Genomic DNA, 26,815 nt, shown 5'->3' on the forward strand with positions numbered 1-26,815 from the left:
GAACTTGTTCGTCAAAAGGATGACCGTTTCAATGAAAATGAACCACAACGCCAGCCTCTTCATCGCCGCCATCTTCCTGAGCGCGGGCTCAGTGGGCGCGCAATCGCTGGCGACCGGCGATAGCCGGTCGGTCAGCGAACCGGCCTATCCCGGCGTCTGCCAGACGCTGTACGCGAATTTCTCCAGTTCGCAGCGCTCGTCGCCTCCGGCCACCGACGACACGAGCCGCCTTCAGGATGCACTGAATCAGTGTGCGGGAACCGGCCGAAGCGTGGTGCTTGCGCCATCGGGCTCCAACGATGCGCATCCGAATCTGTACGTGGAAGGCGGCAACGGCTTCACCGCGTCGGGCGTATCCACGGCAGGCGGCAGCCCGTCGCTGTCGAACATCGTCGTGAACGGCGCGTATGCGACCCAATCGCTGTCGGGCGCCTACACGAAGATCGACGGGCGCAATGCGAGCTATCCGGTCCACGCCTGGCTGGCCAACGTCAGCCTGGATGCGACCGCGCAAAGCGGCGACCAGTATGCGAATGTCGGCTTGTATAACTCGAACGTCACACCGTCCGGAACCGGCGTGACCACATCGAGCTTCACGACGACGGGAAGCCTGCCGAACTGCGCTTTCTGAAACCGCCAATCCGCTGCGCGCCCCATCCGACGGAAGCCGTCAGCGGTCCGTGCGCATGGGGGAAACGGGATATCCATGCAGATTGATAGCCACATCGAACAACGCCGTTACATGCGGCACCTGTGCATCATTGCGGTCGCGGTGGTCTGCGTGACGGTGGGCGTGCTGCGGATTCTGCAGGCCGATCCGGAACCTGCCGTCGCGAGTCCGACGAGCGAGGCGCGCCCGGCCGGCTCGTCTAGCTCGTCCGGCTCCGAGCCGAGCGTCGGGCGTGACGATCCCGGGCTTATCGTCGCGGAAAACCACGAGCTGATCGTGAATGCCGCGCTGCTCGACCTGATCAATTCTTTCCTGCTGCGGAAGACGGACGACGATCGGGCCGATCAGTTGCGGATCTATCTGAAAAGCGAACTGCCGTCGCCGGCGTACGGCGAAGCGGAGAGGATCGTCGAACGTTACCAGGCGTACATGAGAGCGCACGACGAGTTGCTCGCCGCTCAACATCTCGCCGGCGCGACGCATGCATCGGCGGTTGACATAGAACGCGTTGCGGTCTGGTGTCAGCAGCGCGACCGCTTGCGGCGAAGCATACTGGGCGATACCGTCGTGCAGGCGTGGTACCAGAACGATGACGCGCAACTCGATCAGGTACTTCAGGAATGGAGGCAGCGCGCCGAGGATGATCAGGCGCCGGAATTGTCCGCACAGCAGCCGCGATATCCGGTTCCTCACTGGCGCAACAAGAGCGGCGAAGAGCGCCATCGCCAGTACATGCTGCGTGTAATCGATCACGCTATGACGAGCTTCGAGGCGTTGAGTCGCGACTCGAGACTTTGACGCGCGGTGCGGGTAAGCGAGTGACGCTTCCCGGCGGACGCACTTTTATGCTGCCGTGCGGGTGACAGCACTTTGCCAGCGTTTTGCCAGCGTTTTGCCGATAGGCGCGAGGATCGAAATGGATTCAATTTGCTCCGAAACGCCTACTCGGTTCAGCAAAAAGAAAAGGGCTTACATACGAATGTATGTAAGCCCTCGAATCTTTTGGTAGGCCGTACGGGATTCGAACCTGTGACCAACGGATTAAAAGTCCGCTGCTCTACCAGCTGAGCTAACGACCCAAAAGAGAAGCGAAATTATATCGGCGAACCGATGACCTGTCAACACTACGAGGCCATCAGGCCAATGTGAAAAGCCCGGGCATCACTACCCGGGCTTTCCAGCGAGAGGCGCGCGTGGCTATCACTTCGGACACTGCGCGTTACTGCCGACAACTACTTCAAAACGTGATCAATCCGCCACCACGAACTACTTGATCTGCGACAGCTTGCTCTGCGCCGACTGCGCGACGTCCGAGCCGGCGTATTGCGCGACGATCTGCTCGAGCGTCTTTTTCGCCGCGGCCTTCTGGCCTTGTTCGAGCTGATTGTTCGCGATCGCGAGCAGCGCTTCCGGCGCGCGCGGATGCTGCGGGTACTTTGCCACGATACCTTGCCAGACCGCCGTCGAACCCTTGTAGTCGCGCAGTGCATACAGCGCGTTGCCGAGCCAGTATTGCGCGGTCGGCTGATAGGGGCTGGTCGGATATTTGGAGATGAAGCTGCGGAACGATGCTGCGGCGGTCTTGAAGTCTCCGCTGCGGAACTGCTGTGAAGCCGTGTTGAACGCATCGGTTTCACCCGGCTGGACCTCGCCCTGGACACCATCAACCGTCTGCCGCTGCGGCTCGAATTTCTTCAGGCGCGTGTCGAGATCGGTGTAGTAGTCCTTCTGCTGCTTTTGCAGCGTCGTGAGCTGGTTCGCCATGTCCTCGTTCTGTCCGCGCAGAGTCGCGACCTGCTGGTTCAGCTGGTCGAGACGGTTGGACTGATCGAGGATCGTGCGCTGCGCCGCCGACAGCTGGCTCGACAGACTATCGGTCTTCGAGCGCAGATCGAGAATGGCCTGGCGGGCCTGATCGTCGTCGAACATGCCCGCATGGGCGGGCACGGCCGCGAGGGCCGTGCCTGCGACGCAGGCCGCTGCGGCAACCCGCAGCCAGGAGAAACGATGCGTCATTCGGCTTATCACCCGTTGACTTACTGTTGATACACGAGGTCGGCGCGGCGGTTCTGTGCCCACGACGCTTCGTCATGACCCGTTGCCAGCGGCTTTTCCTTACCGAGGCTCACGGCTTCCATTTGCGAATCCGACACGCCCATCAGCGACAGCGAACGACGCACGGCTTCAGCACGCTTCTGGCCGAGCGCGAGGTTGTATTCGCTCGTACCGCGCTCGTCGGTGTTGCCCTGGATCAGCACGTGACGCTGCGGGTGACCCTTCAGATATTGCGCGTGTTGTTGCAGCAGCGCTTGATAGTCGTCCTTCACCGAGTAGCTGTCGAAGTCGAAGTAGATGCTGCGCTTTGCGAGCGGGCTGTTCGGATCGTTCAGCGGGTCGACGTTGACCGTCGCGACGTCGTTCGGATTCGGTTGAGCCGAGCCTGCGCCCTTGCCGGCGTTTTCGTCGAGCTTGACGCCAGAGTGACATGCGGCCAATGCACCGACCATCACGACGGCGAATGCGAAACGAAGTTTGGACATCATTTGATTACTCTCCTTGTGTTATTGCATCAACGTTATTGCATAAACGGGCCCCAGGATGGCTCGCGTACGCTGCCCCCCTGAACGGACAGGACCTGCCGAGTGCGACCATCGGTCGATACTGCGGCCAACACGCCACGGCCGTTCACCTGAGTGGCGTAAAGAATGTACTGACCATTCGCCGCGAAGCTCGGCGATTCGTCATGTGAGGTGTCCGTCAGGCCCGTGGCAGTTCCGCCTTGCAGGTCCTGGATGTACAGCTTGAATGCACCGCCGACGCGCGAGATGTAGGCAAGCTCCTTGCCGTCAGGACTCACACGCGGGCTGGTGTTGTAGCTGCCCGTAAACGTGACGCGTTGCGCGTTGCCCGCGCTTTCACCTTGCGCCGGCATCTTGTAGATCTGCGGAGCGCCGCCGCGGTCGCTCGTGAAATAGATCCACTGACCGTCAGGAGAGTAGGTCGGCTCGGTGTCGATCGAGCTGCCCTGCGTCAGACGACGCAGTCCGCTGCCGTCCGCGTTGACCGCGAAAATCTGCGTATTGCCGGTACGCGACAGCGCGACGGCGAGCGTGCGGCCATCCGGCGACCACGCCGGCGCGCTGTTGTTGCCCTTCTGGTCCGATACGACGATGCGCCGGCCGGTGGGCAGGTCGTGGATGTAGACGATCGGCTTTTTCTTCTCGAACGACACGTACGCGACCTTGGTGCCGTCCGGCGACCAGGCCGGCGAAATGATCGGCTCGGGGCTCGACAGCGCGATATGCGCGTCCTGGCCGTCCGAATCCGAGATCTGCAGCTGGTAGCGGTTGCCCGACTTGATCACATACGACAGGCGCGTCGCGAACACGCCGCGGTTGCCCATCAGCTTGGCGTAAATGTAGTCCGCGACCTTGTGCGCGCTCATGCGCAGACCGCTCTCCGGGCTCACCAGCACGAGGCCGCCGAGGCTTTCGCCCTTGACCGTGTCGTAGAGCTTGAAGCGCACTTCGTACTGGCCGTTCGGCAGGCGGTTCACGCTGCCCGCGACGAACGCGTTGGCGCCCTTCGCCTTCCATGCGCCGAGGTCGACGGAATCGGTCTCTGACACCGGCGTCGAGCCTGCGTCGATATTCGTGAATTTGCCGCTGCGTTGCAGGTCCTGACGCACGATCGTGCTGACCTGCTGCGGGGAGTTCGCTTCATTGGCGAAATTCGCCGTTGCGATCGGAAACTGGGTGGATCCGACGCCCGTCACGAGGACGTTGAGTTGTGCGTTGGCGGCGCCGCCGACGGCGATCAGGCACGTTGCCACGAGTGTTCGCAGGCCTAGCTTGGTCATCAAACTCATGCTGTATGGGTTCCTCAAAACGGTTTTACTTAATACTCGAAGACAGCAGACAGACCGGTAAACGGCTATTTCGTTCCCGCGCAACGCCGGCCTGGTGGGGCGCGGCGTTGGATGTCAGTCGGCTGTCAGCCTGCACATCAAGCCGCCGGCCGCAGCGTGATAGTGAAGTAGTCCGGCGTCTTGCCATTCACGTCCCGCGGCATCGGATCCGAGGCTTTCACCGCCCGCAACGCGGCGGCGTCCCACGCGGCGTTGCCGCTGCTGTGGGTAATGTTTGCGCTCAGCTGATTGCCGTCCGGCGAACAGCGCACGGCGATCACGGTCTCCAGACCTTCCGTTTCGCCACCCCAGTTCACATGCTGAAGCACCAGCCGGCGCACCTTGTCCGCGTAACCCGGCGATGCCGCCGTGCCCCCGGAGCCGCTACCCGTTCCGCTCTTGCCCAGTCCGTTGCTGCTCGAACTGCTGCCGCCGACGCCGCCAGCCAGACCCTGCATTTGCGCCAGCCGCGCGCGACGGTCCGCATCGAGCTGCTTCTTCGCTTGTGCCGCCGCTTCGGCTTGCGCCTTCGCCTTCGCCGCCTTCTCGGCCTCAGCCTTCTTTTGCGCTTCCGCCTGAGCCTGCTTTTGCTGCTGCTCCTGCTGTTCCTTCAGTTGCTGCTGCTTCTGCTGCTCGGCGAGCTGCTGCTTGAGCTTCTCGGCCTGCTGCTGTTGCTGTTGTTGCTGTTGCGCCTGTTGCTGCTTGAGCTTGGCGGCTTTCTGCGCCGCGAGTTGGGCCACCTGTTCGGCCGCCAATTGCTGCTGACGCTTCGCTTCCGCTTCCTGCTGCTCTTTCAGCTTCAACTGGCGCTGCTGTTCGGCCAATTGCGCGGCGCGAGCCGCTTCCTGCTGCTGACGCTTCTTTTCCTGCAGCGCGATGTCGGCCTGCTCGTCGCGCACGGGCGGGGCAGGGGCGACCGGCGCGGGCGGCGGCGTGACGACGGGATGCGGGATCGCGGAATCCGGCACCTCGGTCCACAGTTCCGCCTGCTCGCCCTCGGGCGTGCTGTTTTGCCACTGGATGCCGTGATAAAGAAAGAATCCGAGCAGCGCATGCATCACCAGCGCGAACAGAAAAGCTCGCCCGGTACCGCGTTCACGCGGTGGCTGAAGCGGATATTCGGTGTTCTTGCGGATCATTGCGATTTGACAAGCAATCCAACGCGCTTGACGCCCTGAGCCTTCAACTCGGACATCACATTCATCACGACTTCGTACTTCACTGTTTTGTCGGCGGCGATCACGACGGGCTGATCCGGGTGCGATTGTGCCCGATCGGCGATGAAACCTTTGAGGCCAGCTTTCGTCATGTCTTCCTGCTGCTGCGTGCCGGAGTCGTCCTTGTACTTGACGCTCATGTTGCCGTCCGCGCGGATGTTGACGATCACGGGCGGCGTCTGCTGCTGTGGCGCGGCGCCGCCGACGGTCGGCAGATTGACGATCGACGGTGCGACGAGCGGCGCCGTGACCATGAAGATCACGAGCAGCACGAGCATCACGTCGATGTACGGCACGACGTTGATGTCGGCCATCGCGCGACGCGAGCGCGAGCCGCGCATGCTGGAGGAGCGGGAGCCTGCCATCGGGGCCTCCTTAGTGTGCCTGACGCTGCAGGATGTTCGAGAACTCTTCGATGAAGGTTTCGAAACGGATCGCCAGACGGTCGATGTCGTGCGCGTAGCGGTTGTAGGCGACCACTGCCGGAATCGCCGCGAACAGGCCGATCGCGGTGGCGGTCAGCGCCTCGGCGATGCCCGGCGCGACGTTCGCGAGCGTGGCCTGCTGCACGTTGGCGAGGCCGCGGAACGCATTCATGATCCCCCACACCGTGCCGAACAGACCGATATACGGGCTGACCGAACCGACCGACGCGAGGAACGCGAGGTTCGCTTCGAGCACGTCCATTTCGCGCTGGAACGATGCGCGCATCGCGCGCCGGGCGCCGTCGAGGATCGCGCCGGCATCGTTCAGGCGTTTCTCTTTGCCTTTCAGGAATTCGCGCATGCCGGACTCGAAAATCCGCTCGAGCGCGCCGATCCTGTGGCGGTTGTTCGCGGCACTCTGATACAGCGCCTGCAGGTCGCCGCCCGACCAGAAATCACGCTCGAAGCGTTCAGTTTGCGCGCGCGCCCGGCGAATCGCAAACCACTTGCGGAAGATGAAAGTCCAGGAGAGTAGCGACAGCAACAGCAGCAGAGCCATGACGGCCTGGGCCAGCAGGCTCGCGTTGAGTACGAGTGAAACGATCGACAGATCTTGTGTAGTGTTCATAAAGGTTCGTTTTAACGTCCCGGGAAGGGGGCGTCCGGCTGCAAAGCCGCTTCAAGCTTGCCGTGAGCAAAACGGAAGCTTCGGCGATATCGAAGCCGAACCATGCTTTGTGCAACCTGACCGGTATGAGTTCACTGGCCCCGTAACAACGAGGCGCAGGTATCGTCCGTTGACATGCCGCCGTGGTTCAGTCCGCGCCCTCGCCGACGCCCGGTCCGTGCCGCAGCGCGGCAAGAACCGAAGGCGGGATCGCGGCTGGCCGCAGCGTCGCGCGGTCCACACAGCCAATCCGGACCGACCCGCTGGCAAGCAACGTGCCTTCGCGCCAAGCTTCCTGCACGAAGTCTACCGAAGCTCGGCCAAGACGCTCGATACGGCTGATAATTTTCACGAGATCGTCGAGCCGGGCCGGAGCCCGGTAATCGACCGCGGTACTGCGCACGATGAAAATCGCGTCGTTTTCTTCCGCAAGCCGATGCTGGTCGACGCCGCACGCGCGCAGCCATTCGGTGCGAGCCCGTTCGAAAAATTTCAGGTAATTGGCGTAAAACACGATGCCGCCGGCGTCGGTATCCTCGTAATACACGCGGATGGACCACGTATAGCCGATTTCCGTGCCTGGCTGGCTGGTCGACATATTCATGCGGCGCATTCTACCGGAACGCAAACTCCGGGGTCTGTTTCGAAGTGTGAGTTGCGCGTGGCGGGTGTCGGCGGCGATGGGGGCCGGCTTGGCCGGCCGCGCCGGGACTGGGGGAGCGGGATATCGGCGCGCCGCGAGAAAAAGCCAGCACGGTGACGGGCGGCGGCGCGACCAATGGAAGGGGCGGCTGTCGCCGCCCGCCTTCAAACTCAGCCACGATGCACGGACAGACCCGCGAACGACTGTGCGACCGGCATCAGCTCGATCGTGTTGATGTTGACGTGAGCCGGGCGCGTGGCGATCCAGTAGATTGAATCGGCGATGTCTTCGGCCGTCAGCGGCTGCACGTTTTCGTAGACCTTGGCGGCCTTGTCGTCGTCGCCGCGATAGCGCACGTTCGAGAATTCGGTGCCGCCGCACAGACCCGGCTCGATGTCGGTCACGCGCAGCGCGGTGCCGGCGAGGTCGGCGCGCAGGTTCAGGCTGAACTGGCGCACGAACGCCTTGGTCGCGCCATACACGTTGCCGCCTGCGTACGGCCAGCGGCCCGCCACCGAACCAAGATTGAAGATATGTCCGCGATTGCGCTCGACCATGCCGGGCAGCAGCGCATGCGTGACCTGCACGAGGCCCGTGCAATTGGTCTCGATCATGGTGTTCCATTCGTCGAGGCTCGCCTTGTGCGCCGGCTCGGTGCCGAGGGCGAGGCCGGCGTTGTTGACGAGCACGTCGATTGCGGCGAAGTCGGCCGGCAACGAGGCCGGCACGGCTTCGACGGCGGCGCGGTCGCGCACGTCGAGCTCGTACGGCAGCAGCGCGTCGCCGAGTTCGTCGGCGAGTGCCTGGAGACGGTCCTTGCGGCGTGCAGTGGCGACGACACGATGGCCGCCCTTGACGAACGAGCGGGCGATGGCAGCGCCGAAGCCGGCCGACGCTCCTGTGACAAACACGATCATTGCAGTTCCCTGGTCGGTAAGAGACAAAGGCCCCAAGCCTACTTCCAATGCCGCGCTGCGGCAAGGATGCACGAGCCGGATCGGCGGCTGCCGTGGCGGCGCGCAGCGGGTGCGCGGCGCGGTCGGGGTGCTTTCGTCAGATGGTTGCGCAGCGGGGTCGCCAGACCGTCCGCAGGGCCCGCCAGCAGCCGCCGGAGCGCCCGCAAGTCGGTTGCCTATTCGGGCCTCTTCCAATACACTAACGCGCTCGACCCTGCGTGACTGGCGATAGAACCGAGTCGTCCGACTCAGCCGATTCAACCAATCGGGTTCAAGGTGGAACAACCCACCGTGAAGCGCAGGGTGCCGTTTTGCCGTTCGCCTGGGCAGCCGTGAACCGCGCGCATTAATCTGCGCTGACGGTGGCTGGCCTGCCTCGCGTATGCGGCGACTCTCCACTCGCCAAGTCAGGGCAAGCCTCGCCGCCCACAGCGCTGCGTACCCCGCTGTGTACCCTCTACGCAGGATTCGGCGCACGATCCGGTCAACCTGAAAACACTCAACGGAACCCGTATGTTTGACAGAGCCCAAAGCACCATCGCCAACGTCGATCCTGAACTCTGGAAGGTCATCGAGCAGGAAAACCGCCGTCAGGAAGAGCACATCGAACTGATCGCGTCGGAAAACTACACGAGCCCGGCCGTGATGGCCGCGCAAGGCTCGCAACTCACGAACAAGTACGCCGAAGGCTATCCCGGCAAGCGCTACTACGGCGGCTGCGAGTACGTCGACGTCGCCGAGCAGCTGGCGATCGACCGCGTGAAGCAGCTGTTCGGCGCCGAAGCCGCGAACGTGCAGCCGAACTCGGGCTCGCAGGCCAACCAGGGCGTGTTCTTCGCAATGCTCAAGCCGGGCGACACGATCATGGGCATGAGCCTCGCGCACGGCGGCCACCTCACGCACGGCTCGCCGGTCAACATGTCGGGCAAGTGGTTCAACGTGGTCAGCTACGGTCTGAATGAAGCCGAAGACATCGACTACGACGCTGCTGAAAAGCTCGCCCAGGAACACAAGCCGAAGCTGATCGTGGCGGGCGCATCCGCGTTTGCGCTGCGCATCGATTTCGAACGCATGTCGAAGATCGCGAAGTCGGTTGGCGCCTACTTCATGGTCGACATGGCGCACTACGCCGGTCTCGTCGCCGCGGGCGTTTATCCGAACCCCGTGCCGCACGCCGACTTCGTTACCACCACCACGCACAAGAGCCTGCGCGGCCCGCGCGGCGGCGTGATCCTGATGAAGGCCGAGTTCGAGAAGCCGATCAACTCGGCGATTTTCCCAGGCATACAGGGCGGTCCGCTGATGCACGTGATCGCCGCGAAGGCCGTCGCGTTCAAGGAAGCGCTGTCGCCGGAATTCAAGGCTTATCAGCAGCAGGTCGTCGAGAACGCGCGCGTGCTCGCTGAAACGCTGGTCAAGCGCGGTCTGCGCATCGTGTCGGGCCGCACGGAGAGCCACGTGATGCTGGTCGACCTGCGTGCGAAGAAGATCACCGGCAAGGCTGCGGAAGCGGCACTCGGCGCGGCGCACATCACGGTCAACAAGAACGCGATCCCGAACGATCCGGAAAAGCCCTTCGTGACCTCGGGCATCCGCCTCGGTTCGCCGGCGATGACCACGCGCGGCTTCGGCGTGAAGGAAGCCGAGCAGGTCGGCAACCTGATCGCCGACGTGCTGGACAACCCGGAAGACGCCGCGACGATCGAGCGCGTGCGCGCGCAAGTCGCCGAGCTGACCCAGCGCTTCCCGGTTTACGGCTAAGCCGTCATGCATTGCCCCTTCTGCCGCCACGCCGATACGCAGGTCGTCGACTCGCGCGTATCCGAAGACGGCGCGACGATTCGCCGGCGCCGCCGCTGCCCGGCCTGCGACAAGCGTTTCACGACGTATGAGCGGGTCGAGCTGGCGTTGCCGTCGGTCGTCAAGAAGGATGGCACGCGCACGGAATTCGATCGCCGCAAGATCGTCGCGAGCATGCAACTGGCGCTGCGCAAGCGCCCAGTTGCGGTGGATGCGATTGAAGCGGCGGTCGCCCGCATCGAGTATCAGCTGCTCGGCAGCGGCGAGCGCGAGGTGCGTAGCGAGCGCCTCGGCGAACTCGTGATGAACGAGTTGCGCGCGCTCGACACAATCGCTTACGTCCGCTTCGCCTCCGTATACCGGCGCTTCGAAGACGTCTCCGAATTCGAGGACGTGATCGAGGAATTTCGCCGCGCCTCTTCCCCGCCCAAGCCTTCCCGCAAGCGCTGAGCGCGCGCGTGCCGCAGCTGAGCTGCGGTCATTCGCATCCATCGCCTCGCGCATTTCGCGCTTTTCTTCACGCATCGCTTCTCCCGCCTTCGTGATCGATCGTCACGTGCATTGTTGCGTGCGCTGACGTCTGAATGCCACCTGGCCATTCGGACGATGGTCGGCGCGCTCGCAAATCGCTAGATTGGCTGCATCCGTTCGAAACGCTCAGGGATGCAGATGAAAATCAAGGGAACTCGCCGGCCATCGCGCGCCGGTTTCACGCTCGTCGAGACGCTGGCGGTGATAGCGCTGGTGATGCTGATGGCGGTGATGGCGATGCCGTCGTTCGCCGCATGGCATATGCGAGATCAGGTCGACGCGCGCTCGAAGGCGCTGCTGTCCACCTTCGCCTACGCGCGCAGCGAGGCGCTGCGGCGCGGCGCGCGCATCACGGTGTGTCGCGTCGATGCCGCGCGCGTCTGTCTTGCGTCGGGCCAACCCTGCGCCGACGGCGTCGCCGACTGGGCCTGTGGTTGGGCCGTATTCGCCGAACGCGGCGGCAAGCCGGCGTTGTTGCGCGCGCAGCCGGCGCTCGCGGCGGTGAGCATCGCCGGCGTGCAGACGGATATGACGTTCACGCCGCCTGCAGGGCAACTGATCGGCGCGTTTCGAAGTTTCGATATCGCGCCGCGCAGCCCATCGAAGTCGATGCAGGGAAACCCGTGGCGGCGCTGCATCAGTGTCGCGGCAGGAGGTCGCGCGCGGATCTCAGAAGGCGCTTGCGGAGCGACGTCATGAGACGGCCCACATTCCACATCCGTTTGCGTGCGCAAGCGTCGGCATGTGGCGGCAGTTCGTTGATCGAGGTGATGCTGGCGGTCGCGTTGGTCGCGGTGAGCGCGCTGGGGTTGATCGCGGCTCAGGTGTGGACCGCACGTGAAGCGCACGCGATGTCGCTGCGCGAGAGCGCCACGTGGATAGCCGACTCGATCGCCGAAGCGACGCGCACGCCTTCCGTGGGCAATGCCGCACTCGATCAATCAAGCGGGTGGGCGAGTGTTCTACTGCCGCAAGGCGACGCATCGATCGGCGAGAGCGGCGCGGTCGCGTCGGCGCGCGTGACGTGGGCGTCCGTGCGGGATCGGCCCATTGCGGGCGATGGGATCGGGCCGCCGGCGGAGCCTTGCGGCGACATCGATGCACCGGCCGGATCGTCGTGTGTCGCGTTGGCGTTCGCGAAATGAAGCGGCCGCATCGCCCACGCGGTCACACGCTGGTCGAATTCCTGATCGCGATGGCGCTCGGGCTGATCGTGACCGCGGGCGCCGTGTCTCTTTACACGGCGCAGCGCAACGCGTTCGTGCAGGCGAGCGACGCGACCCGGATTCGCGAAGCCGGCTTGACCGCGCTGACGCTGATCGGCCAGCAATTGCAGATGGCCGGCTTCGTCCCTGCCGACGTCGTTGGCTATAACGCGGCGCCTGCGCTGTTCGGCTGCTCGGGCGGTCGCCCGACCGGCGCCGACGACAACCTCGCTTGCACCACGTTGAGTACCGGCTCCGATGGCGTCGCGATCCGTTACGTCGCAGACGTCGTATCGACGTGGCCATCGTCGAGCGGGCAGATCACCGACTGTGTCGGCCAGGCCGTCAAGAGCAGCGATGCAGTCCTTGGCGATCAGGGCGCGCCGGTGGTCAATCGGTACTTCGCCAACCTCAGCGGCTCGACCGGCGAGCCGGAGCTTTACTGCGTCGGCAGCGGCAATGCGGGGTCCGCGCAGCCGCTGGTCGAAGGCGTCGAGCGCGTGCGGTTGCGTTACTGGCTGGGCGGGGCGGCCAATGCTGTGAATGCGTCGGCCGTCGCGGCGGATCAATGGACGAACGTCGTCGCGGTGGATGTCTGCGTGCTGGTGCGCGGCGCGCCGCAAGGACGGCGCTCTAAGTACGTCGACTGCGATGGCGTGAGTACGCTCGGCAGCGACTTGCGGCCTCGACAGGCGTTTTCGCGCAGGGTGGCGCTGCGCAATCGCGCGGAGGTGTCGTCGTGACAAACCGTGACTCAGCAACGCAACGCTGCCGCGCCTACGACATATGCGGCGGGGCAAGTGGAAAAGCGAAACGCTTAGGTAGGCTAAGTTGTCGGGACGGTGTCCGACGCACACATCAACGCGGTGTCGTGCTAGCTATCGTGCTGTTGATCTCGGCCATGATGCTCGCCACGTCCGCGATCTGGTTCGAAACATCGCTCGCGGCCGCTCGCGCGGCGACCAATACGCGCGACTATCTGCAGGCTTTCCACGCGGCCGATTCGGCGCTGAGCTTGTGCGCGCGCAACATGCAATCGGCACCTGGCGACGCGCCCAATGGGCCGCTCTCATCCGGCGAGCCGGCTCAATGGAGGCTTGAAGCCGCGTTCGACGCAGGCGCCATCACGCCTGTGCCGCAATGGCCGGGATCATCGCGTGCGCCGCAATGCCTGATCGAGCCTTGGCGTCTCTCGACTCGACCGAACGCGAGCGCTTATCTGCTCACCGCGCGCGGCTTCGGGCAGAGCGGCGAGTCACAGGTCTGGTTGCAGATGGAGCTGGTGACCGAGGATGGCGCGATCGAGCGTCATTGGCGGCGCGTTGCCGCGAGACTATTCTGAGGAACGCACCCACTGGACACGTATGAAAAGGCCCAACACATCCGCATTCACGCTGCTCGAACTAGTGATCGCGCTCGCGATTGCCGCCACGCTCGCCGCGTTTGCGATCCCTTCGTATCGAAGCCACATCGCGCGCACCCATCGCATCGACGCGGCGTCGGCGTTATATCGGGCGGCGCAATTCGTCGAGGCCGCGGCGAGCGATGGCGTGCCGGCCTTGCCACCGGGCATCGATCAGGCGCCGCAGTTCGGCGCGCCGGTGTATCGCGTGCGCGTGCTGCCCGCCGACGATACGAACGGCGGCTATTCGATCGAAGCGGGTCCAGCGGAAGCGGGCCCGATGCGCGATGACCCGTGCGGCACGTTCACGCTGGACGCGACAGGTCAGCGAGGCAATAGAAACGACACGAGCGGCGCGACGCCCACGAGCAGCGAATGCTGGAATACGGGTTAGCGGGTGAATTGAAAACCGACGCGCGCAGCCTTGCGAGCGAGACATCCGATAGTTCGCAGATCGCAGCCACTCGCCGCGGCCAGGACCTCAATAGCCGCTTCTCGTCGAATCGGCCTGCTCTGCCGCCGACTGCGCCGTAGCGGAAGCCGCCGCGGCAGCCCGCGCCGCCGCCGACTCGTTCTTCATCTGTTGCCAGATCCGGAACGCTTCCCACGCGCCGAGCGCAAGGCTGCCCCACTTGAGCGCGGGCCTCGCGCTCCTGACGACCGTCGCGCGCAGCGGTTTGGCGAGCAGCAGCGAAACGACCGAACTGATGAACGGGTACTGCTTGAGCAATGCGCCGATCGTCCCCGCGTTGAGCACGCTTGCCTTGGCCCCTTTGCCGACACGCACGCCGCCGAAGCCGGGGATCACGAACCTGAGCCAGCTGAAATGCGTGACGGCCTGGCGCAGTTCGAAGGTGGCCTGCGCGAGCTCGACGCGTTCGACATCCGCGCGCACGAGCAGCAATTCCTTGCGCAGCGCCCGCAGATGCGGGGCGCTCAGATCCTTCGACGGATGGCGCTTGTTACGAAAGGCTGTATCGGGACGGGATGGGCTCATGGCGTGTCGGCGGGAGTGGAGGTGAGGCGATGGATCGGATGCAGACAAACTTGCCCATCAGTTGCGGCTGCGAAACGCTTCGCGATCCTTTTCGAACTCGGCGAGGGTCGCTTCGAATACCAGCGGCGCATTGCGCAAACCGCTGCGCGCCTTCAGCGCACAGGCGAGCCCAGCAATCGCGTAGACCGCGGTGATGCCGGCAAGCGCCTGCCATCGGTAGGTGTCCCAGAAGGCAATGGCGACGAGTGCGGTCAACGCGATCAAGGCCATCGTGGCGAGCATCATCGCGGCAAGGCCGAGAAACAGCACGCCGAGCAGGCGGTCTTTTTCCTCGGCGAGTTCGATGCCCACCAGTTCGAGCCGCGTCTGCAGAATCGCAAACACGGAACTGAGAATACGGCGCAACGGGCTGTGTTCTGCACGCTGCGAGTGTGTTTCGGTCGTCATGGCTGTGGGCGTTGCGCGTGAGGGCCTGGCCAGCGCGCACGCGCGCCAGCAGAAGGGGACCGGCGAGGCTCGCGCCGGTCCGCCCGTATCGCCGGTGCGCCGGATATGCCTGCTCCGGCGGACTCACCGGCCTTTACTTGCGATTGATCAGCAGACCGACCACCATGCCGATGCCGGCGGCGATGCCGATGGACGCCCACGGATGTTCGTGCACGTAGTCGTCGGTAGCGCGGGCAGCCTTCTTCCCTTTTTCGACGACCACGACCTGAACGTCGGCTGCTTTTTCTTTCGCCTGCTTCAGGCGCGTCAGCGCGGTCTCGCGCAGTTCGGATGCGCGTTCGCCGGTAGCGCTCGCGGCCTGTTTCAGCAGGTCTTCAGCGTCCGCGAGGACGGTTTTGATATCCGACATCAATCTCTCCTTGTTGACTTCCGACATTGACAGCTCCCTTTGTCTCACGCTACGCGTAAATCGTAACCAAAGAAACGGTCGCTGGCGAGCCTAGTGCCGGTTGCAGGCCGCCGACGCACGATCCGTTCCCGGCAGCGCGTGGCGACACCAGGTACGGCACTTTGCTCCAGACCAGTATCGGATTGAGTTGATCTGTCCCGCAAAGTTTCCATCAAACGGGAGAAAATTACAAAAACGCATAAAGTACTGACGCGATCTTGGTTCGCCATGTACCGCCGCGGCCTTATGCTTTATCTTGACGGGCCGTCGCGCGCACACGCCCGCGACCTTATCTGGATACGTTCCGAATACCCACAGGAGATGCACTATGAGTCTACGTCTTGGCGACATTGCGCCGGATTTCGAACAGGAGTCGAGCATTGGCCGTATCAGTTTTCATGACTGGCTCGGCAATAGCTGGGGCGTGCTGTTCTCGCATCCTGCCGACTTCACGCCGGTCTGCACGACCGAGCTGGGCCTGACCGCGAAGCTTGCAAGCGAGTTCGAAAAGCGCAACGTGAAGACGATCGCGTTGTCGGTAGACAGCGCGGAGTCGCACAAGGAGTGGATCAAGGACATCAACGAGACGCAGGCCGCCAACGTCGGTTTTCCGATTCTCGCGGACGGCGATCGCAAGGTCTCCCAGCTTTACGACATGATTCATCCGAACGCGAACGAAACGTTCACCGTGCGTTCGCTGTTCGTCACCGATCCGAATAAGAAGGTGCGTTTGATCATCACGTATCCGGCGAGTACCGGCCGCAATTTCGACGAAGTGCTGCGCGTGATCGATTCGCTGCAACTGACCGACAGCCACTCGGTCGCGACGCCGGGCAACTGGAAGCAGGGCGATGACGTCGTGATCGTGCCGTCGCTGAAGGACGAAGAACTGATCAAGCAGAAATTCCCGAAGGGCTACAAGGCACTGCGTCCGTACCTGCGCATGACGCCGCAGCCGAACCAGTAAGGTGCGCAGCATCGAACAGAAAAGCCGGATCGAATGAACCGGCTTTTTTTGCACCATCGGAACGCCAGCATCGGCATCAGAAGAACGCCTGAATACCTGTCTGCGCACGGCCGAGGATCAGCGCATGAACGTCGTGGGTGCCTTCGTAGGTGTTGACGACCTCGAGGTTCACCAGATGGCGGGCAACGCCGAACTCGTCCGAAATACCGTTGCCACCGAGCATGTCGCGCGCGAGGCGGGCGATGTCGAGCGCTTTGCCGCACGAATTGCGCTTCATGATCGACGTGATTTCGGTGGCGGCCGTGCCTTCGTCCTTCATGCGGCCGAGGCGCAGCACGCCTTGCAGCCCGAGCGTGATTTCGGTTTGCATATCGGCGAGCTTCTTCTGGATCAACTGGTTCGCGGCAAGCGGCCGGCCGAACTGCTTGCGATCGAGCACGTACTGCCGCGCGATGTGCCAGCATGCTTCCGCCGCGCCGAGCGCGCCCCAAGCGATGCCGTAGCGCGCCGAGTTCAGACACGTGAACGGACCGCGCAGGCCGCTGACGCCCGGCATGATGTTCTCTTCCGGCACGAACACATCGTCGAGCACGATTTCACCGGTGATCGACGCGCGCAGCCCGATCTTGCCGTGGATCGCCGGCGCCGACAGACCCTTCCAGCCCTTCTCGAGAATAAAGCCGCGGATGTGGTCCTTGCCGTTTTCCTCGAGCTTCGCCCACACGACGAACACGTCGGCGATCGGCGAATTGGTGATCCACATCTTCGAGCCCGACAGCGAATAGCCGCCATTGACCTTCTTCGCGCGCGTGACCATGCTGCCCGGATCGGAGCCGTGGTTCGGCTCGGTCAGGCCGAAGCAGCCGATCCACTCGCCGCGCGCGAGCTTCGGCAGATATTTTTCCTTCTGCGCGTCCGAGCCGAACTCGTAAATCGGCACCATCACCAGCGACGACTGCACCGACATCATCGAGCGATAGCCGGAGTCGACACGTTCGACTTCACGCGCGATCAGCCCATACGCGACATAGTTCAGACCGGGGCCGCCGTACTGTTCGGGAATCGTCGGGCCGAGCAGGCCGAGTTCGCCCATTTCGCGAAAGATCCCGACATCGGTCTTTTCATGGCGGAACGCTTCGAGCACGCGCGGCAGCAGCTTGTCCTGCGAGTAGGCCGCGGCGGCGTCGCGCACCATGCGTTCGTCTTCGGTCAACTGCTGATCCAGCAGCAACGGATCTTCCCAGTGAAACTGCGCGGCTACGGCCATGACGTATCTCCTGATTTGACGCTCAGAACAAGCTTGACTTGGGTTCCGCGTTGCGAAACAATGTTTTGCAAACGACGCCCGAGTGTAGCACCCTATGACGCTGCCATCCACTTTCTCCGCTCCGCTCGACGAACGCAAATTCGTCGTCGCCCTCGCCCGCGGGCTGGACCTGTTGCGCGCGTTCCAGCCGGGCGATACGTTGCTCGGCAACCGTGATTTCGTCGAACGTACGGGTTTGCCGAAGGCAACCGTGAACCGGCTCGCCTACACCCTGACCGTGCTCGGCTATCTGCGGCTCGACGAAAGACACGGCAAATATGCGCTCGACGCGGGCGTGCTGTCGCTCGGCTTCGCGCTGCTATCGGGCAGCGACATGCTCGAACTCGCGCGCCCGCACCTGCGCAGCCTCGCGCGCGAGGTCGGCGCGGCGGTTTCGCTCGGCTGCCGGGATGGGCTCGACATGGTGTATCTGGAGACGATTCGCAGCGAGACCGCGTTGACGCTCGGCCTCGCATCCGGCTCGAAACTGTCGATGCTGACGAGTTCGATGGGCCGCGCGTATCTCGCCGTGCAGCCGCTCGACGCGCGTACCGCGTTACTCGCGGAACTGAAAAAAGCGGCAGGCAGGGCAGGGGCGATGCTGGTCGCCGAAGCCGAACAGGAGATCGCCGCGTTCGCGACGGAGCGCTGCTGCTACTCGTTTCGCGCGTGGCATGACGACGTGAACGCGGTCGCGGTGCCGTTTCGCGAGCCGCGCGAAAACCGCTGGCTCGTGCTCAGCTGCAGCGGGCCGGCATCATCGATGGGGGAGGAGGTGTTTCGCGAGAACGTCGCGCCGCGCCTGAAGGCGCTCGCGGCGCGGCTAGGGGAGCCGGGCTGAGGGAAGGCCGGGGCGCCCGGGTCAACCGGCCCACGCCGTGTCACGCCGCCCGGTCGTGATAATGCGCGTTGAACAATGGCCCTTGCACGAACCGCACGTCGTACTGTTGTAGCGCGGAGAACTGCGTCTCGTCCATCACGCGATTGAAAATCAGCGGCACCCGCAGCCGGCCTGCGTAGCCGACGAGCGGCTTCACGGTCGCGTCGCGCAATGCGGCCGTCGCATCCATCTTGATGAAATCGAGCCGCGCGGTTTCCGATACCGACAGGATCTGCCCCGCGTTCGACAGATTGCCCGCCACCTTGAAGCCGTAGTGCTGATAGCTGCGCGTCAGATAGCCCAGAAACGTCTTGTGTGCGACCGCCGCCGCCGGCAGCTCGATGACGATGCGCGTCGGACTCAGATCGAACGACGTCAGCACGCTCGAAAAATGCCGGCCGTGGTCGTACTTCACGCTCTTCAACAGCCTCTCGTGCACGCGTAGAAACAGCAGCCCATGCCGCTGCGGCCCGAAGAAGTTGATTGCGTGCAGCGCGCGCGACATGCGATCCAGCGCGACCAGCTGCTGATCGTCGGCGATGTTGTCGAACGGATCGAACACGTCGAACGGCGGTGCGCCAAGCCGGTGCGTGACCGCCTGAAAGCCGAGCTCGTCACCGAAGCGGTCGACCCCTTCCGCGCCGCATGACAGCGACTGCGCGAGCCCGTGCACGCTGATGTCGAAGATCGGCTCGTAGGCGCTCGTGAGCTCGATGCCGTCGAAATGCGCGAGCGCGATGCCGGCGTGCGCGCCTTGTCCCATCGCCAGATGCTCGCCGAGAAACGGGTGATGAGCGGCGCGGGCGATCAGATCGGGGATGGTCGGCGAAATCATGAAGGCGAATGAAAGGCGACGATGAACGCGCACCGGGCGCGTGGCTGCGCGACGCGATGGCCGCATCCATTGATGGTAGCAGTACGCGCCCTGCGCAGATTAACAAAATGCTCATAACGTTATTGGCCTAAGGCTTATTGGCCGGGCCTCAGCGCGCAATCACAAGATTGGCACGCACGTTTCCAAGGGTATACGTTAGTTTCACTATTCGTAATTAGTTTTACTATGCGTAAAGCGCAATTTCACCCAGTCCGAGGGATGCCCCAATGATTGACCAACCCGCCGCCAATATGATCGAAGTCGAGCGCGGGCTTGCCGGAACGCATCGCCCGACTTTTCAGGCGATGCTGCTCGCGCTGTGCGGGCTGTGTCTGCTAATCGACGGCTTCGACGCGCAGGCGATGGGCTATGTCGGGCCCAGCGTGATCGCCGAATGGCACGTCGCGAAAACCGCGCTCGGCCCCGTCTTTAGCGCGAGCCTGTTCGGCATGCTGCTGGGCGCGCTCGGCCTGTCGGTACTGGCCGACCACATCGGCCGCCGGCCGGTGCTGATCGGCGCGACGTTCTTCTTCTCGCTGTCGATGCTCGCCACGCCGTTCGTCGCGACGATTCCCGCGCTGATCACGCTGCGCTTCATCACCGGTCTCGGGCTCGGCTGCATCATGCCGAACGCGATGGCGCTGGTCGGCGAATTCTCGACGCCCGCGCATCGGGTCAAGCGCATGATGTTGGTGTCGTGCGGCTTCACGCTCGGCGCGGCGCTCGGCGGCTTCGTCAGCGCCGCGCTGATTCCGGCCTACGGCTGGCGCGCGGTGTTCTGGGTCGGCGGCGCGGTGCCGTTGCTGCTCGGGTTCGCGATGCTGACGAGGCTGCCGGAGTCGCTGCAGTTTCTGGTGCTGAAAGGGCGCGGTGCGCGCGCAGCGAGCTGGCTGGCGAAGTTCGACCCGGCCTTGCCGATCAACGCGAACACGCGCCTCGTCGTCAGCGAAAAGCGCAACGACGGCGCGCCGGTCGCGGAGCTGTTCCGCGCGGGACGCGGTCCGGTCACGCTGATCCTGTGGGCGATCAGCTTCATGAACCTGATCGTGCTGTACTTCCTGTCCAACTGGCTGCCCACCGTGATGCGCGAAGCCGGCTACACGCCGGGCACGGCGGTGATCGTCGGCACGGTGCTGCAGACGGGTGGCGTGATCGGCACGCTGCTGCTCGGCTGGTTCATCGAGCGCATGGGTTTCGTGCGCGTGCTGTTCGCGTGCTTCGCGGTTGCCACGGTCGCGGTCGGCACGATCGGCGCGGTCGCGCATCTGCTGCCGTGGCTGCTCGTCGTCGTGTTCGCGGGCGGCTTTTGCGTGGTCGGCGGACAGCCGGCGGTCAATGCGCTCGCCGGGCATTTCTATCCGACCGCGCTGCGCTCGACCGGCATCGGCTGGAGTCTCGGCATCGGCCGGATCGGTTCGGTGATCGGGCCGCTCGTCGGCGGACAGCTGATCGCGCTGAACTGGTCGAATGCCGCGCTGTTTCATGCGGCGGCGGTGCCGGTGCTGTGCTCGGCGCTGCTGGTGGTCGTGCTCGCGGGCGCAACGCGGCAACCCAGGCGCGCGTCCGAAGCGGAGCCCGCCTGAGCCTGACTGCAAAGATCACGTAGCACCCGGGAAAGAATCGAGCAACTCGCGGAGAACCTTGTATGGATACCTCGACACGTACGCCGGCCGACCAACGCCTGCGACCTGAAATCGAGCCCGGCTATCAGACCGGTTTCGCCAACGAATTCGCGACCGAGGCGTTGCCGGGCGCGCTGCCGACCGGCCGCAACTCGCCGCAGCGCGCGGCCTATGGTTTGTATGCCGAGCAGATGTCGGGCACGGCGTTTACGGCGCCACGCGGTCACAACCGTCGTTCGTGGCTGTACCGGATTCGCCCGGCGGCGATGCACAAGCCGTTCACGATGATGCCGTCGGAGCGGCTCGTCGCGAACTTCGCTGAGGTGCCGCCGACGCCGCCGAACCAGCTGCGCTGGGACCCGTTGCCGATGCCGGGCGAGCCGACCGATTTCATCGACGGCTGGGTGACGATGGCGGGCAACGGCTCGGCCGAAGCGATGAACGGTTGCGCGATCCATCTATACGCAGCCAACCGTTCGATGCACGACCGTTTCTTCTACGACGCCGACGGCGAACTGCTGATCGTGCCGCAACAAGGCCGCCTGCATATCGCGACCGAAATGGGCCGCGTCGCTGTCGAACCGTTCGAGATCGCGGTGATTCCGCGCGGCGTGCGCTTCGCGGTAAGCCTGCCGGATGGCAGCGCGCGCGGCTATATCTGCGAGAACTTCGGCGCGCTGCTGCGTCTGCCGGAACTGGGGCCGATCGGCTCCAACGGTCTCGCGAATCCGCGCGATTTCCTGACGCCGCACGCCGCGTACGAAGACCGCGAAGGCGCGTTCGAACTCGTCGCGAAGATGAACGGCAATCTGTGGCGCGCGGACATCGGCCATTCGCCGCTCGACGTCGTGGCCTGGCACGGCAACTACGCGCCGTACAAATACGACCTGCGCCGCTTCAACACGATCGGCTCGATCAGCTTCGACCATCCGGACCCGTCGATCTTCCTCGTGCTGCAATCGCAAAGCGACACGCCGGGCGTCGATACGATCGACTTCGTGATCTTCCCGCCGCGTTGGCTTGCCGCCGAAGATACGTTCCGCCCACCCTGGTTCCATCGCAACGTCGCGAGCGAGTTCATGGGGCTCGTGCATGGCGTCTACGACGCGAAGGCCGAGGGCTTCTTGCCCGGCGGCGCGAGCCTGCACAACTGCATGACGGGCCACGGCCCGGACGCGGACACGTTCGAGAAGGCGTCGCATATCGATACCTCGGTGCCGAAGAAGGTCGACGACACGATGGCCTTCATGTTCGAGACACGTACGCTGATCAAGCCGACGCGCTTCGCGCTCGAAACCGCGCAACTGCAGGCGCATTACTACGAGTGCTGGCAAGGCCTCGAGAAACACTTCAATCCGGAGCAACGATGAACGCGGTGAACGATCTCAAGGCGACGCTCGATGCGTCGCGCAAGAGCTGGATCGAGTCGGCCAACGATCCGGCTAGCGACTTCCCGATCCAGAATCTGCCGTTCGGCATTTTCAGCGATCGTGGCAACGACGCGCGGCGCGTGGGCGTCGCGATCGGCGATCAGATCGTCGATCTCGGCGCGCTGCAGGCAGCGGGTCTGCTGAGCGTGCCGGCGCAGAACGTGTTCGCGCGCGATGCGCTGAACGATTTCATCGCGCTTGGCCGCGACGCATGGCGCAGCGTTCGAATCCAGCTGAGCCAACTGCTCGCGCGCGACACCGCGACGCTGCGCGACGATACCGCGTTGCGCGCGAAGGTGCTGGTGAGTCAGGCCGATGCGCGTCTGCATCTGCCGGTGCAGATTCCGGGCTACACGGATTTCTATTCATCGAAGGAACACGCGACCAATGTCGGCTCGATGTTCCGCGATCCGAAGAATGCGCTGCTGCCGAACTGGTCGGAGATGCCGATCGGCTACAACGGACGGGCGTCGTCGGTGGTCGTGAGCGGCACGCCGGTGCGTCGTCCGAATGGTCAGCTCAAGCTGCCGGATCAGGAGCGGCCGGTGTTCGGCGCGTGCCGCAAACTCGATATCGAACTGGAGACGGGTTTCATTATCGGCGGCGGCAATGCGCTGGGCGAGCCGATCGCGTGCGAGGACGCGGAAGCGCACATCTTCGGCATGGTGCTGCTCAACGACTGGAGCGCGCGCGACATCCAGCAATGGGAATACGTGCCGCTCGGTCCGTTCAACGCGAAGACCTTCGCGACGACGATTTCGCCGTGGGTCGTCACGCTCGATGCGCTCGAACCATTCCGCGTCGCGCAGCCGGTGCAGGAGCCGGAGCCGCTCGCGTACCTGCGGCATCGAGGAAAGCATGCGTTCGACATTCACCTCGAAGTGAGCTTGCGCGCGCCACGCGCGCGGCAAGCGAGCACGATCGCGCGGACCAACTTCAAATTCATGTACTGGACGATGGCGCAGCAGCTCGCGCATCACACGGTGGCAGGCTGCAATACGCGGGTGGGCGACCTGATGGGCTCGGGGACGATCAGCGGGCCGACCGAGGATTCGTACGGCAGCCTGCTCGAACTGACGTGGAACGGCAAGAAGCCGCTGGAGCTGCAGGAGGGCGGTACGCGCACGTTCATCGAGGACGGCGATGAATTGACGCTGGTCGGCTGGTGCCAGGGCGACGGGTATCGCGTCGGGTTCGGCGCGTGTGCCGGAGAGATTCTGCCGGCGCGAGAGTGAGCGCGCGGCAGTCACGAAGAACGAGGGCCGGCAACGAATGCCGGCCCTCGTCGTTTGTGCGAGACCGTGGGCGCGCCATGTCGCAATGACTCGGCGCGTCGTCCGCTTCACCCACCCAGCAAGCCGAACACGGCCACGCCGTTCGTCGTGCCGACATACACCTTGCCGTTCGCGATCATCGGTGTGATGAACTTGTTGCCGGTGCCGAATTGATCGCGCGTGCCCATCTGGTTGCTGTTGTAAAGCTCGTTGAGCGTGACCGGGTCGAACGCATGCAGTGCCGCGACGTTGCCGTTTTCGGCGGCCCATACGATGCCATTCGTCGTGCCATTCGCCGAGATGCTCGGCGTCGTGCCGGGATAGGCGAACGTCATCGCGCTTTGCGCGGTTGGGGTGATCGACAGCTTCGCATTGGTCACGGTGAATGCCTTCAGATGATCGCCGACCGAGCCGAAATACACGCGCCCGTTGAAATAGGCGGGCATGCCGAACTCGCCTCCGGCCAGTTGCGCGGGAATCTCCTGATAGATGTTGTCGGTCGTCGGGTTGAACTTGCCCATCGAATCGCGATTCAGCACGTAGATGGTGCTGTCCTTGCCCGCGCCGAGCGTCAGATGCTGCACGACGCCGTTCGCGTCGGTCAGGTCCGGCAGCACCAGTGCGCCGCCGGAGCCGAGGTCGATGTCGTCGTTGGACTCCTGCACGAGGTTCGTCATCGCGAAGTAGTCCGCGACCGACAGGCCGCCCGACGTGCCTAGCTTCAGGAACGTATTGCCGAAGTCGTTGTTGGCCGGAAAGCCGCTCGAGGTCATCGTCGTTTCGAAGGTGCCGTTCGCATCGAGCAGATAGATCGACGAGCCGTCCGACGCCGGTCCCGCGCCACTCATCCAGATCGCGCCGCCGATGCCGTTAGGCGTCACGTTGAGCACGGTGGTCTGCTGCAACGTGTCGGCGCCGTAGCCCATGATCCAGCCGGTATAGCCGCCGTGGTCGCAGTGCGAGGTCCATGACGTGTAAAGCGTGCTGCCGAGCAATAGCAGCCCCGCGCGCTCCGCGTACAACGACGTGGTGAACGGCAGGACGCCGTTCGTATTGCCCGCGCCAGTGCCCGGGTAAGAGGCGACGGCGACTTCGGTGGGACCGTTCAGCAGTTCGGCGCCGGTCGCGAGGTCGAGCGCGTGAATGCGATGATGGTAGCCGCCGGCCGCGCCCTTCGACATCGCGACGACATAGATCGTGCCGTGCGTGCCGCGCGAACGGTCGATCACCGGTGTCGAGGTGATGCCGATCGTGTTCACGATCTGGCCGCAGCCGAGATCGTCGCTCGGAGTTTCGCCGCTGCCGAGTGTGCGCACCTGCCACAGGGTCGCGCCGGTGTCGGCATCGAATGCGTACACGGTGTCGTTCTCGGTCGCGACGTACAGCACGTTGTGCGTGCCGCCTGCGATCGCCAGCGAAGCGACGAATAGCGGCTGCGCGTCGACCTTGCCGTCGACACTAAAGAAGCCGACCTTGCCGAACTTCGCGGCCGTCACGTTGGCGGGTGTCAGCGTGGTTTCGCCGAGGTTCTGGCCGGTGCGCGCAATGTCGTTGTGATATGTGAGCACGTCCTGCACGGCTGCCGTCGATGTACCGCCCATCGACGTGCCCGAGCCGCTGCCCGAGGTGCCGGTGCCGCCGCTCGTGGTGCCACCGGTGGTGGTGCTGCTGCCGCCGCTTGCCGCGGCTGGGGTCGATGCGCCGGATGAGGCGCTGCCGCCGGCGCTCGTGCCCGTCGGGGCAGTGCTGTTTCCGCCTCCGCCGCCTCCACAGTTTGTGGCGACGATCGCGGCTACCGCGATCGCCGTGCCCAACAGGCTGGCACGGAGCAACAAGCGCATCGAGACCATGGCGGACTCCCCGTTGCTTGCGGTGGCACCACCAAATATGGGCCGTGTCGAGTGCCCGCGCAACGTGGGTTGAAGATTATCACCCGGCGTATAGATCGTAAAAGCCAGCAACTAGCGTCTAATCGTCAACTCGCCGCCCGCAGCGTGATCCGCCGACGCTCCCACCACGCCGTCACCAGAAACGCGAGCGCCGCGCACAACAGCACGCCGATCACCGCATCGTGGCCGACCGTTTTCATCAACGCGCCGGCGACGAGCGGGCCGCCGAAGCTCGCCGCGCTCCACGACGCGCCGACCAGCGAACTCGCCGACACCAGCGCGACACCGCGAAAGCGTTCGCCGCAGGCCACCAGCGACAGCGTGTAGATCGCGCCCGCGGCCGCGCCGAGCACGTACAACAGCGGCCAGCGCAGCCACGGCGAGCCGACTGCCCACGGCAGCAGCGGCAACAACGCGACGACCACGATGCCGCAGCCGATATGCACCCGTTCGCGACCGAGCCGGTCGGCGAGCCAGCCGATCGGAAACTGCATCGTCGTGTCCCCGAGCAGCAGCGCGGACGCGAACAGCACGGCCACTTCGCTCGAAATGCCATGCGACATCGCGAACAGCGGCAGCAGCGATAGCGCGATCGTGTCGAACATAGCGAAGAAGCCGGTGCCGATCACGAGCGCGGGCATGCGCGGCAGTACGCGACGCCAGCCGCCATGCTCGGCGTGTTCTTCGCTCGATGCATGCGGCGTGGCGCGGATCGCCGCGAGCAGCGGCAGCGCGAGCAGGAAGATCGCGCCGCACAGCAGAAAGCGTCCCTGCGTGAAGCCCGCGATCTGGCTCACCAGCACCGGCCCCGACATCTGGAACAGCGTGAAGTTGGTCGCGTAGATCGCGATCACGCGGCCGCGCGACGCATCGTCGGCGAGCTGGTTGACCCACGCTTCGCCGATCGTGAACAGCAGCATCAGCGCCGCGCCGCACAGCACGCGCAGCAGCGCCCATAGCCACAGGTTCGCGGTGAGCTGCATCAGCGCGGTCGCGCAGGCCACCACCAGCACCGCGCCGACGATCACCTGACGGCCGCCGAAGCGCGCCGCGATCCAGCCGGCGAGCGGCACCACGGCGAGACCGCCGCCCGCCTGCGCGGCGGTCAACAGGCCGACCACGTCGGTGCCGTAACCGGCTTGAGCGAGCGCGAGGGCGGTGAGGGGAAGGGTGGCGCCGCTGCCGAGTCCGACGACGGCGACGCTCAGGATGAGCGCGAGGAAATCGCGGGTGAGGATGACTTTCATCGGCGGGGATG

30 protein-coding genes, 1 tRNA gene and 1 riboswitch are annotated in these 26,815 nt (G+C 64.3%); of the genes, 15 read left to right on the forward strand and 16 right to left on the reverse strand.

Annotated elements, in window-relative coordinates:
- Positions 1-31: 31 nt before the first annotated feature.
- Both AB4Y34_RS04370 and AB4Y34_RS04375 read left to right on the forward strand, forming a co-directional pair.
- A complete protein-coding gene (locus AB4Y34_RS04370; RefSeq protein ID WP_368715332.1) occupies positions 32-631 on the forward strand; it encodes a hypothetical protein in 600 nt (199 codons plus the stop codon).
- Between the two features lie 75 nt (positions 632-706).
- A complete protein-coding gene (locus tag AB4Y34_RS04375) occupies positions 707-1,468 on the forward strand; it encodes a hypothetical protein (RefSeq protein ID WP_368715333.1) in 762 nt (253 codons plus the stop codon).
- 205 nt (positions 1,469-1,673) lie between these two features.
- Here the strand turns inward: AB4Y34_RS04375 and AB4Y34_RS04380 are convergent.
- From AB4Y34_RS04380 to ydfG, 9 genes are all read right to left on the reverse strand, one after another.
- Positions 1,674-1,749: transfer RNA gene (locus AB4Y34_RS04380), tRNA-Lys, on the reverse strand.
- A gap of 187 nt (positions 1,750-1,936) precedes the next feature.
- On the reverse strand, positions 1,937-2,686 hold the full coding sequence (gene ybgF / locus AB4Y34_RS04385; protein WP_368715334.1) for a tol-pal system protein YbgF: 750 nt from the start codon (positions 2,684-2,686) through the stop codon (positions 1,937-1,939).
- A gap of 20 nt (positions 2,687-2,706) precedes the next feature.
- Positions 2,707-3,213, reverse strand: coding sequence for a peptidoglycan-associated lipoprotein Pal (gene pal / locus AB4Y34_RS04390; protein ID WP_176379049.1), 507 nt, complete (start codon positions 3,211-3,213; stop codon positions 2,707-2,709).
- A 32-nt stretch (positions 3,214-3,245) separates the two neighbouring features.
- The gene (gene tolB, locus AB4Y34_RS04395) at positions 3,246-4,538 is read right to left on the reverse strand and encodes a Tol-Pal system beta propeller repeat protein TolB (RefSeq protein ID WP_176109472.1); all 1,293 of its coding nucleotides are present in this window, start codon (positions 4,536-4,538) and stop codon (positions 3,246-3,248) included.
- Positions 4,539-4,675: 137 nt separating this feature from the next.
- Positions 4,676-5,716 (reverse strand): cell envelope integrity protein TolA, encoded by a 1,041-nt coding sequence (tolA, locus tag AB4Y34_RS04400; RefSeq protein WP_368715335.1) that lies wholly within the window; start codon positions 5,714-5,716, stop codon positions 4,676-4,678.
- Positions 5,713-6,159, reverse strand: coding sequence for a protein TolR (gene tolR, locus AB4Y34_RS04405; RefSeq protein ID WP_013088523.1), 447 nt, complete (start codon positions 6,157-6,159; stop codon positions 5,713-5,715). Before tolR ends, tolA begins: the two co-directional genes overlap by 4 nt.
- Before the next feature lie 10 nt (positions 6,160-6,169).
- Positions 6,170-6,847, reverse strand: a complete 678-nt coding sequence (gene tolQ, locus AB4Y34_RS04410; RefSeq protein ID WP_176109470.1) for a protein TolQ — start codon at positions 6,845-6,847, stop codon at positions 6,170-6,172.
- Positions 6,848-7,034: 187 nt separating this feature from the next.
- A complete protein-coding gene (gene ybgC, locus AB4Y34_RS04415; protein ID WP_368715427.1) occupies positions 7,035-7,499 on the reverse strand; it encodes a tol-pal system-associated acyl-CoA thioesterase in 465 nt (154 codons plus the stop codon).
- 200 nt (positions 7,500-7,699) lie between these two features.
- The gene (gene ydfG / locus AB4Y34_RS04420; protein ID WP_176122515.1) at positions 7,700-8,446 is read right to left on the reverse strand and encodes a bifunctional NADP-dependent 3-hydroxy acid dehydrogenase/3-hydroxypropionate dehydrogenase YdfG; all 747 of its coding nucleotides are present in this window, start codon (positions 8,444-8,446) and stop codon (positions 7,700-7,702) included.
- 247 nt (positions 8,447-8,693) lie between these two features.
- Positions 8,694-8,820, forward strand: a riboswitch (ZMP/ZTP riboswitch).
- A 178-nt stretch (positions 8,821-8,998) separates the two neighbouring features.
- Between ydfG and glyA the strand changes: the two genes are divergently transcribed.
- From glyA to AB4Y34_RS04455, 7 genes are all read left to right on the forward strand, one after another.
- Complete coding sequence (glyA, locus tag AB4Y34_RS04425) at positions 8,999-10,246, forward strand: serine hydroxymethyltransferase (protein ID WP_176122516.1); 1,248 nt, start codon at positions 8,999-9,001, stop codon at positions 10,244-10,246.
- Positions 10,247-10,252: 6 nt separating this feature from the next.
- On the forward strand, positions 10,253-10,735 hold the full coding sequence (gene nrdR / locus AB4Y34_RS04430) for a transcriptional regulator NrdR (protein WP_008919734.1): 483 nt from the start codon (positions 10,253-10,255) through the stop codon (positions 10,733-10,735).
- Between the two features lie 213 nt (positions 10,736-10,948).
- Positions 10,949-11,515 carry a GspH/FimT family pseudopilin gene (locus AB4Y34_RS04435; protein WP_176122517.1) on the forward strand — a complete coding sequence of 189 codons (567 nt, stop codon included), beginning with the start codon at positions 10,949-10,951 and terminating at the stop codon, positions 11,513-11,515.
- Positions 11,512-11,961, forward strand: coding sequence for a hypothetical protein (locus AB4Y34_RS04440; protein WP_368715336.1), 450 nt, complete (start codon positions 11,512-11,514; stop codon positions 11,959-11,961). The genes AB4Y34_RS04435 and AB4Y34_RS04440 overlap by 4 nt, the downstream gene beginning before the upstream one ends.
- On the forward strand, positions 11,958-12,764 hold the full coding sequence (locus AB4Y34_RS04445; protein WP_368715337.1) for a PilW family protein: 807 nt from the start codon (positions 11,958-11,960) through the stop codon (positions 12,762-12,764). Before AB4Y34_RS04440 ends, AB4Y34_RS04445 begins: the two co-directional genes overlap by 4 nt.
- A 158-nt stretch (positions 12,765-12,922) precedes the next feature.
- Positions 12,923-13,363: a hypothetical protein gene (locus tag AB4Y34_RS04450; RefSeq protein ID WP_368715428.1), complete on the forward strand. Its 441-nt coding sequence runs from the start codon at positions 12,923-12,925 to the stop codon at positions 13,361-13,363.
- Between the two features lie 22 nt (positions 13,364-13,385).
- A complete protein-coding gene (locus AB4Y34_RS04455) occupies positions 13,386-13,817 on the forward strand; it encodes a type IV pilin protein (RefSeq protein ID WP_368594659.1) in 432 nt (143 codons plus the stop codon).
- 87 nt (positions 13,818-13,904) lie between these two features.
- On the opposite strand, the gene AB4Y34_RS04460 is transcribed toward AB4Y34_RS04455, so the two are convergent.
- The 3 genes from AB4Y34_RS04460 to AB4Y34_RS04470 all read right to left on the reverse strand — a co-directional run bounded on the left by AB4Y34_RS04460 (position 13,905) and on the right by AB4Y34_RS04470 (position 15,303).
- Positions 13,905-14,420, reverse strand: a complete 516-nt coding sequence (locus tag AB4Y34_RS04460) for a DUF3318 domain-containing protein (RefSeq protein ID WP_176379057.1) — start codon at positions 14,418-14,420, stop codon at positions 13,905-13,907.
- A 57-nt stretch (positions 14,421-14,477) separates the two neighbouring features.
- Positions 14,478-14,867 carry a phage holin family protein gene (locus tag AB4Y34_RS04465; RefSeq protein WP_176122523.1) on the reverse strand — a complete coding sequence of 130 codons (390 nt, stop codon included), beginning with the start codon at positions 14,865-14,867 and terminating at the stop codon, positions 14,478-14,480.
- A 133-nt stretch (positions 14,868-15,000) separates the two neighbouring features.
- Complete coding sequence (locus AB4Y34_RS04470; protein ID WP_026227987.1) at positions 15,001-15,303, reverse strand: YqjD family protein; 303 nt, start codon at positions 15,301-15,303, stop codon at positions 15,001-15,003.
- A gap of 340 nt (positions 15,304-15,643) precedes the next feature.
- On the opposite strand from AB4Y34_RS04470, the gene AB4Y34_RS04475 reads away from it, so the two are divergent.
- Positions 15,644-16,282 carry a peroxiredoxin gene (locus tag AB4Y34_RS04475; RefSeq protein WP_368715338.1) on the forward strand — a complete coding sequence of 213 codons (639 nt, stop codon included), beginning with the start codon at positions 15,644-15,646 and terminating at the stop codon, positions 16,280-16,282.
- A 76-nt stretch (positions 16,283-16,358) separates the two neighbouring features.
- Here the strand turns inward: AB4Y34_RS04475 and AB4Y34_RS04480 are convergent, their stop codons facing one another.
- Complete coding sequence (locus AB4Y34_RS04480) at positions 16,359-17,549, reverse strand: acyl-CoA dehydrogenase (RefSeq protein ID WP_368715339.1); 1,191 nt, start codon at positions 17,547-17,549, stop codon at positions 16,359-16,361.
- 94 nt (positions 17,550-17,643) lie between these two features.
- On the opposite strand from AB4Y34_RS04480, the gene AB4Y34_RS04485 reads away from it, so the two are divergent.
- Positions 17,644-18,429 (forward strand): IclR family transcriptional regulator, encoded by a 786-nt coding sequence (locus AB4Y34_RS04485; protein ID WP_368594655.1) that lies wholly within the window; start codon positions 17,644-17,646, stop codon positions 18,427-18,429.
- Between the two features lie 40 nt (positions 18,430-18,469).
- Here AB4Y34_RS04485 and AB4Y34_RS04490 read toward each other — a convergent pair whose 3' ends face one another.
- Positions 18,470-19,303, reverse strand: coding sequence for a diguanylate phosphodiesterase (locus AB4Y34_RS04490; protein WP_368594654.1), 834 nt, complete (start codon positions 19,301-19,303; stop codon positions 18,470-18,472).
- 8 nt (positions 19,304-19,311) lie between these two features.
- Between AB4Y34_RS04490 and AB4Y34_RS04495 the strand changes: the two genes are divergently transcribed.
- From AB4Y34_RS04495 to fahA, 4 genes are all read left to right on the forward strand, one after another.
- Positions 19,312-19,434, forward strand: coding sequence for a hypothetical protein (locus tag AB4Y34_RS04495; protein ID WP_368594653.1), 123 nt, complete (start codon positions 19,312-19,314; stop codon positions 19,432-19,434).
- A gap of 135 nt (positions 19,435-19,569) precedes the next feature.
- Complete coding sequence (locus AB4Y34_RS04500; RefSeq protein ID WP_368715340.1) at positions 19,570-20,925, forward strand: MFS transporter; 1,356 nt, start codon at positions 19,570-19,572, stop codon at positions 20,923-20,925.
- Positions 20,926-20,987: 62 nt separating this feature from the next.
- Positions 20,988-22,334 carry a homogentisate 1,2-dioxygenase gene (hmgA, locus tag AB4Y34_RS04505; protein ID WP_368715341.1) on the forward strand — a complete coding sequence of 449 codons (1,347 nt, stop codon included), beginning with the start codon at positions 20,988-20,990 and terminating at the stop codon, positions 22,332-22,334.
- A complete protein-coding gene (gene fahA, locus AB4Y34_RS04510) occupies positions 22,331-23,629 on the forward strand; it encodes a fumarylacetoacetase (protein ID WP_368715342.1) in 1,299 nt (432 codons plus the stop codon). The genes hmgA and fahA overlap by 4 nt, the downstream gene beginning before the upstream one ends.
- Before the next feature lie 107 nt (positions 23,630-23,736).
- Here the strand turns inward: fahA and AB4Y34_RS04515 are convergent, their stop codons facing one another.
- Both AB4Y34_RS04515 and AB4Y34_RS04520 read right to left on the reverse strand, forming a co-directional pair.
- On the reverse strand, positions 23,737-25,518 hold the full coding sequence (locus AB4Y34_RS04515) for a PQQ-binding-like beta-propeller repeat protein (RefSeq protein ID WP_368715343.1): 1,782 nt from the start codon (positions 25,516-25,518) through the stop codon (positions 23,737-23,739).
- 125 nt (positions 25,519-25,643) lie between these two features.
- The gene (locus AB4Y34_RS04520) at positions 25,644-26,804 is read right to left on the reverse strand and encodes an MFS transporter (RefSeq protein WP_368715344.1); all 1,161 of its coding nucleotides are present in this window, start codon (positions 26,802-26,804) and stop codon (positions 25,644-25,646) included.
- Positions 26,805-26,815: the final 11 nt, after the last annotated feature.

This window comes from Paraburkholderia sp. BR10954 (genome assembly GCF_040965775.1).
In the GTDB taxonomy this organism is placed as follows: domain Bacteria; phylum Pseudomonadota; class Gammaproteobacteria; order Burkholderiales; family Burkholderiaceae; genus Paraburkholderia; species Paraburkholderia youngii.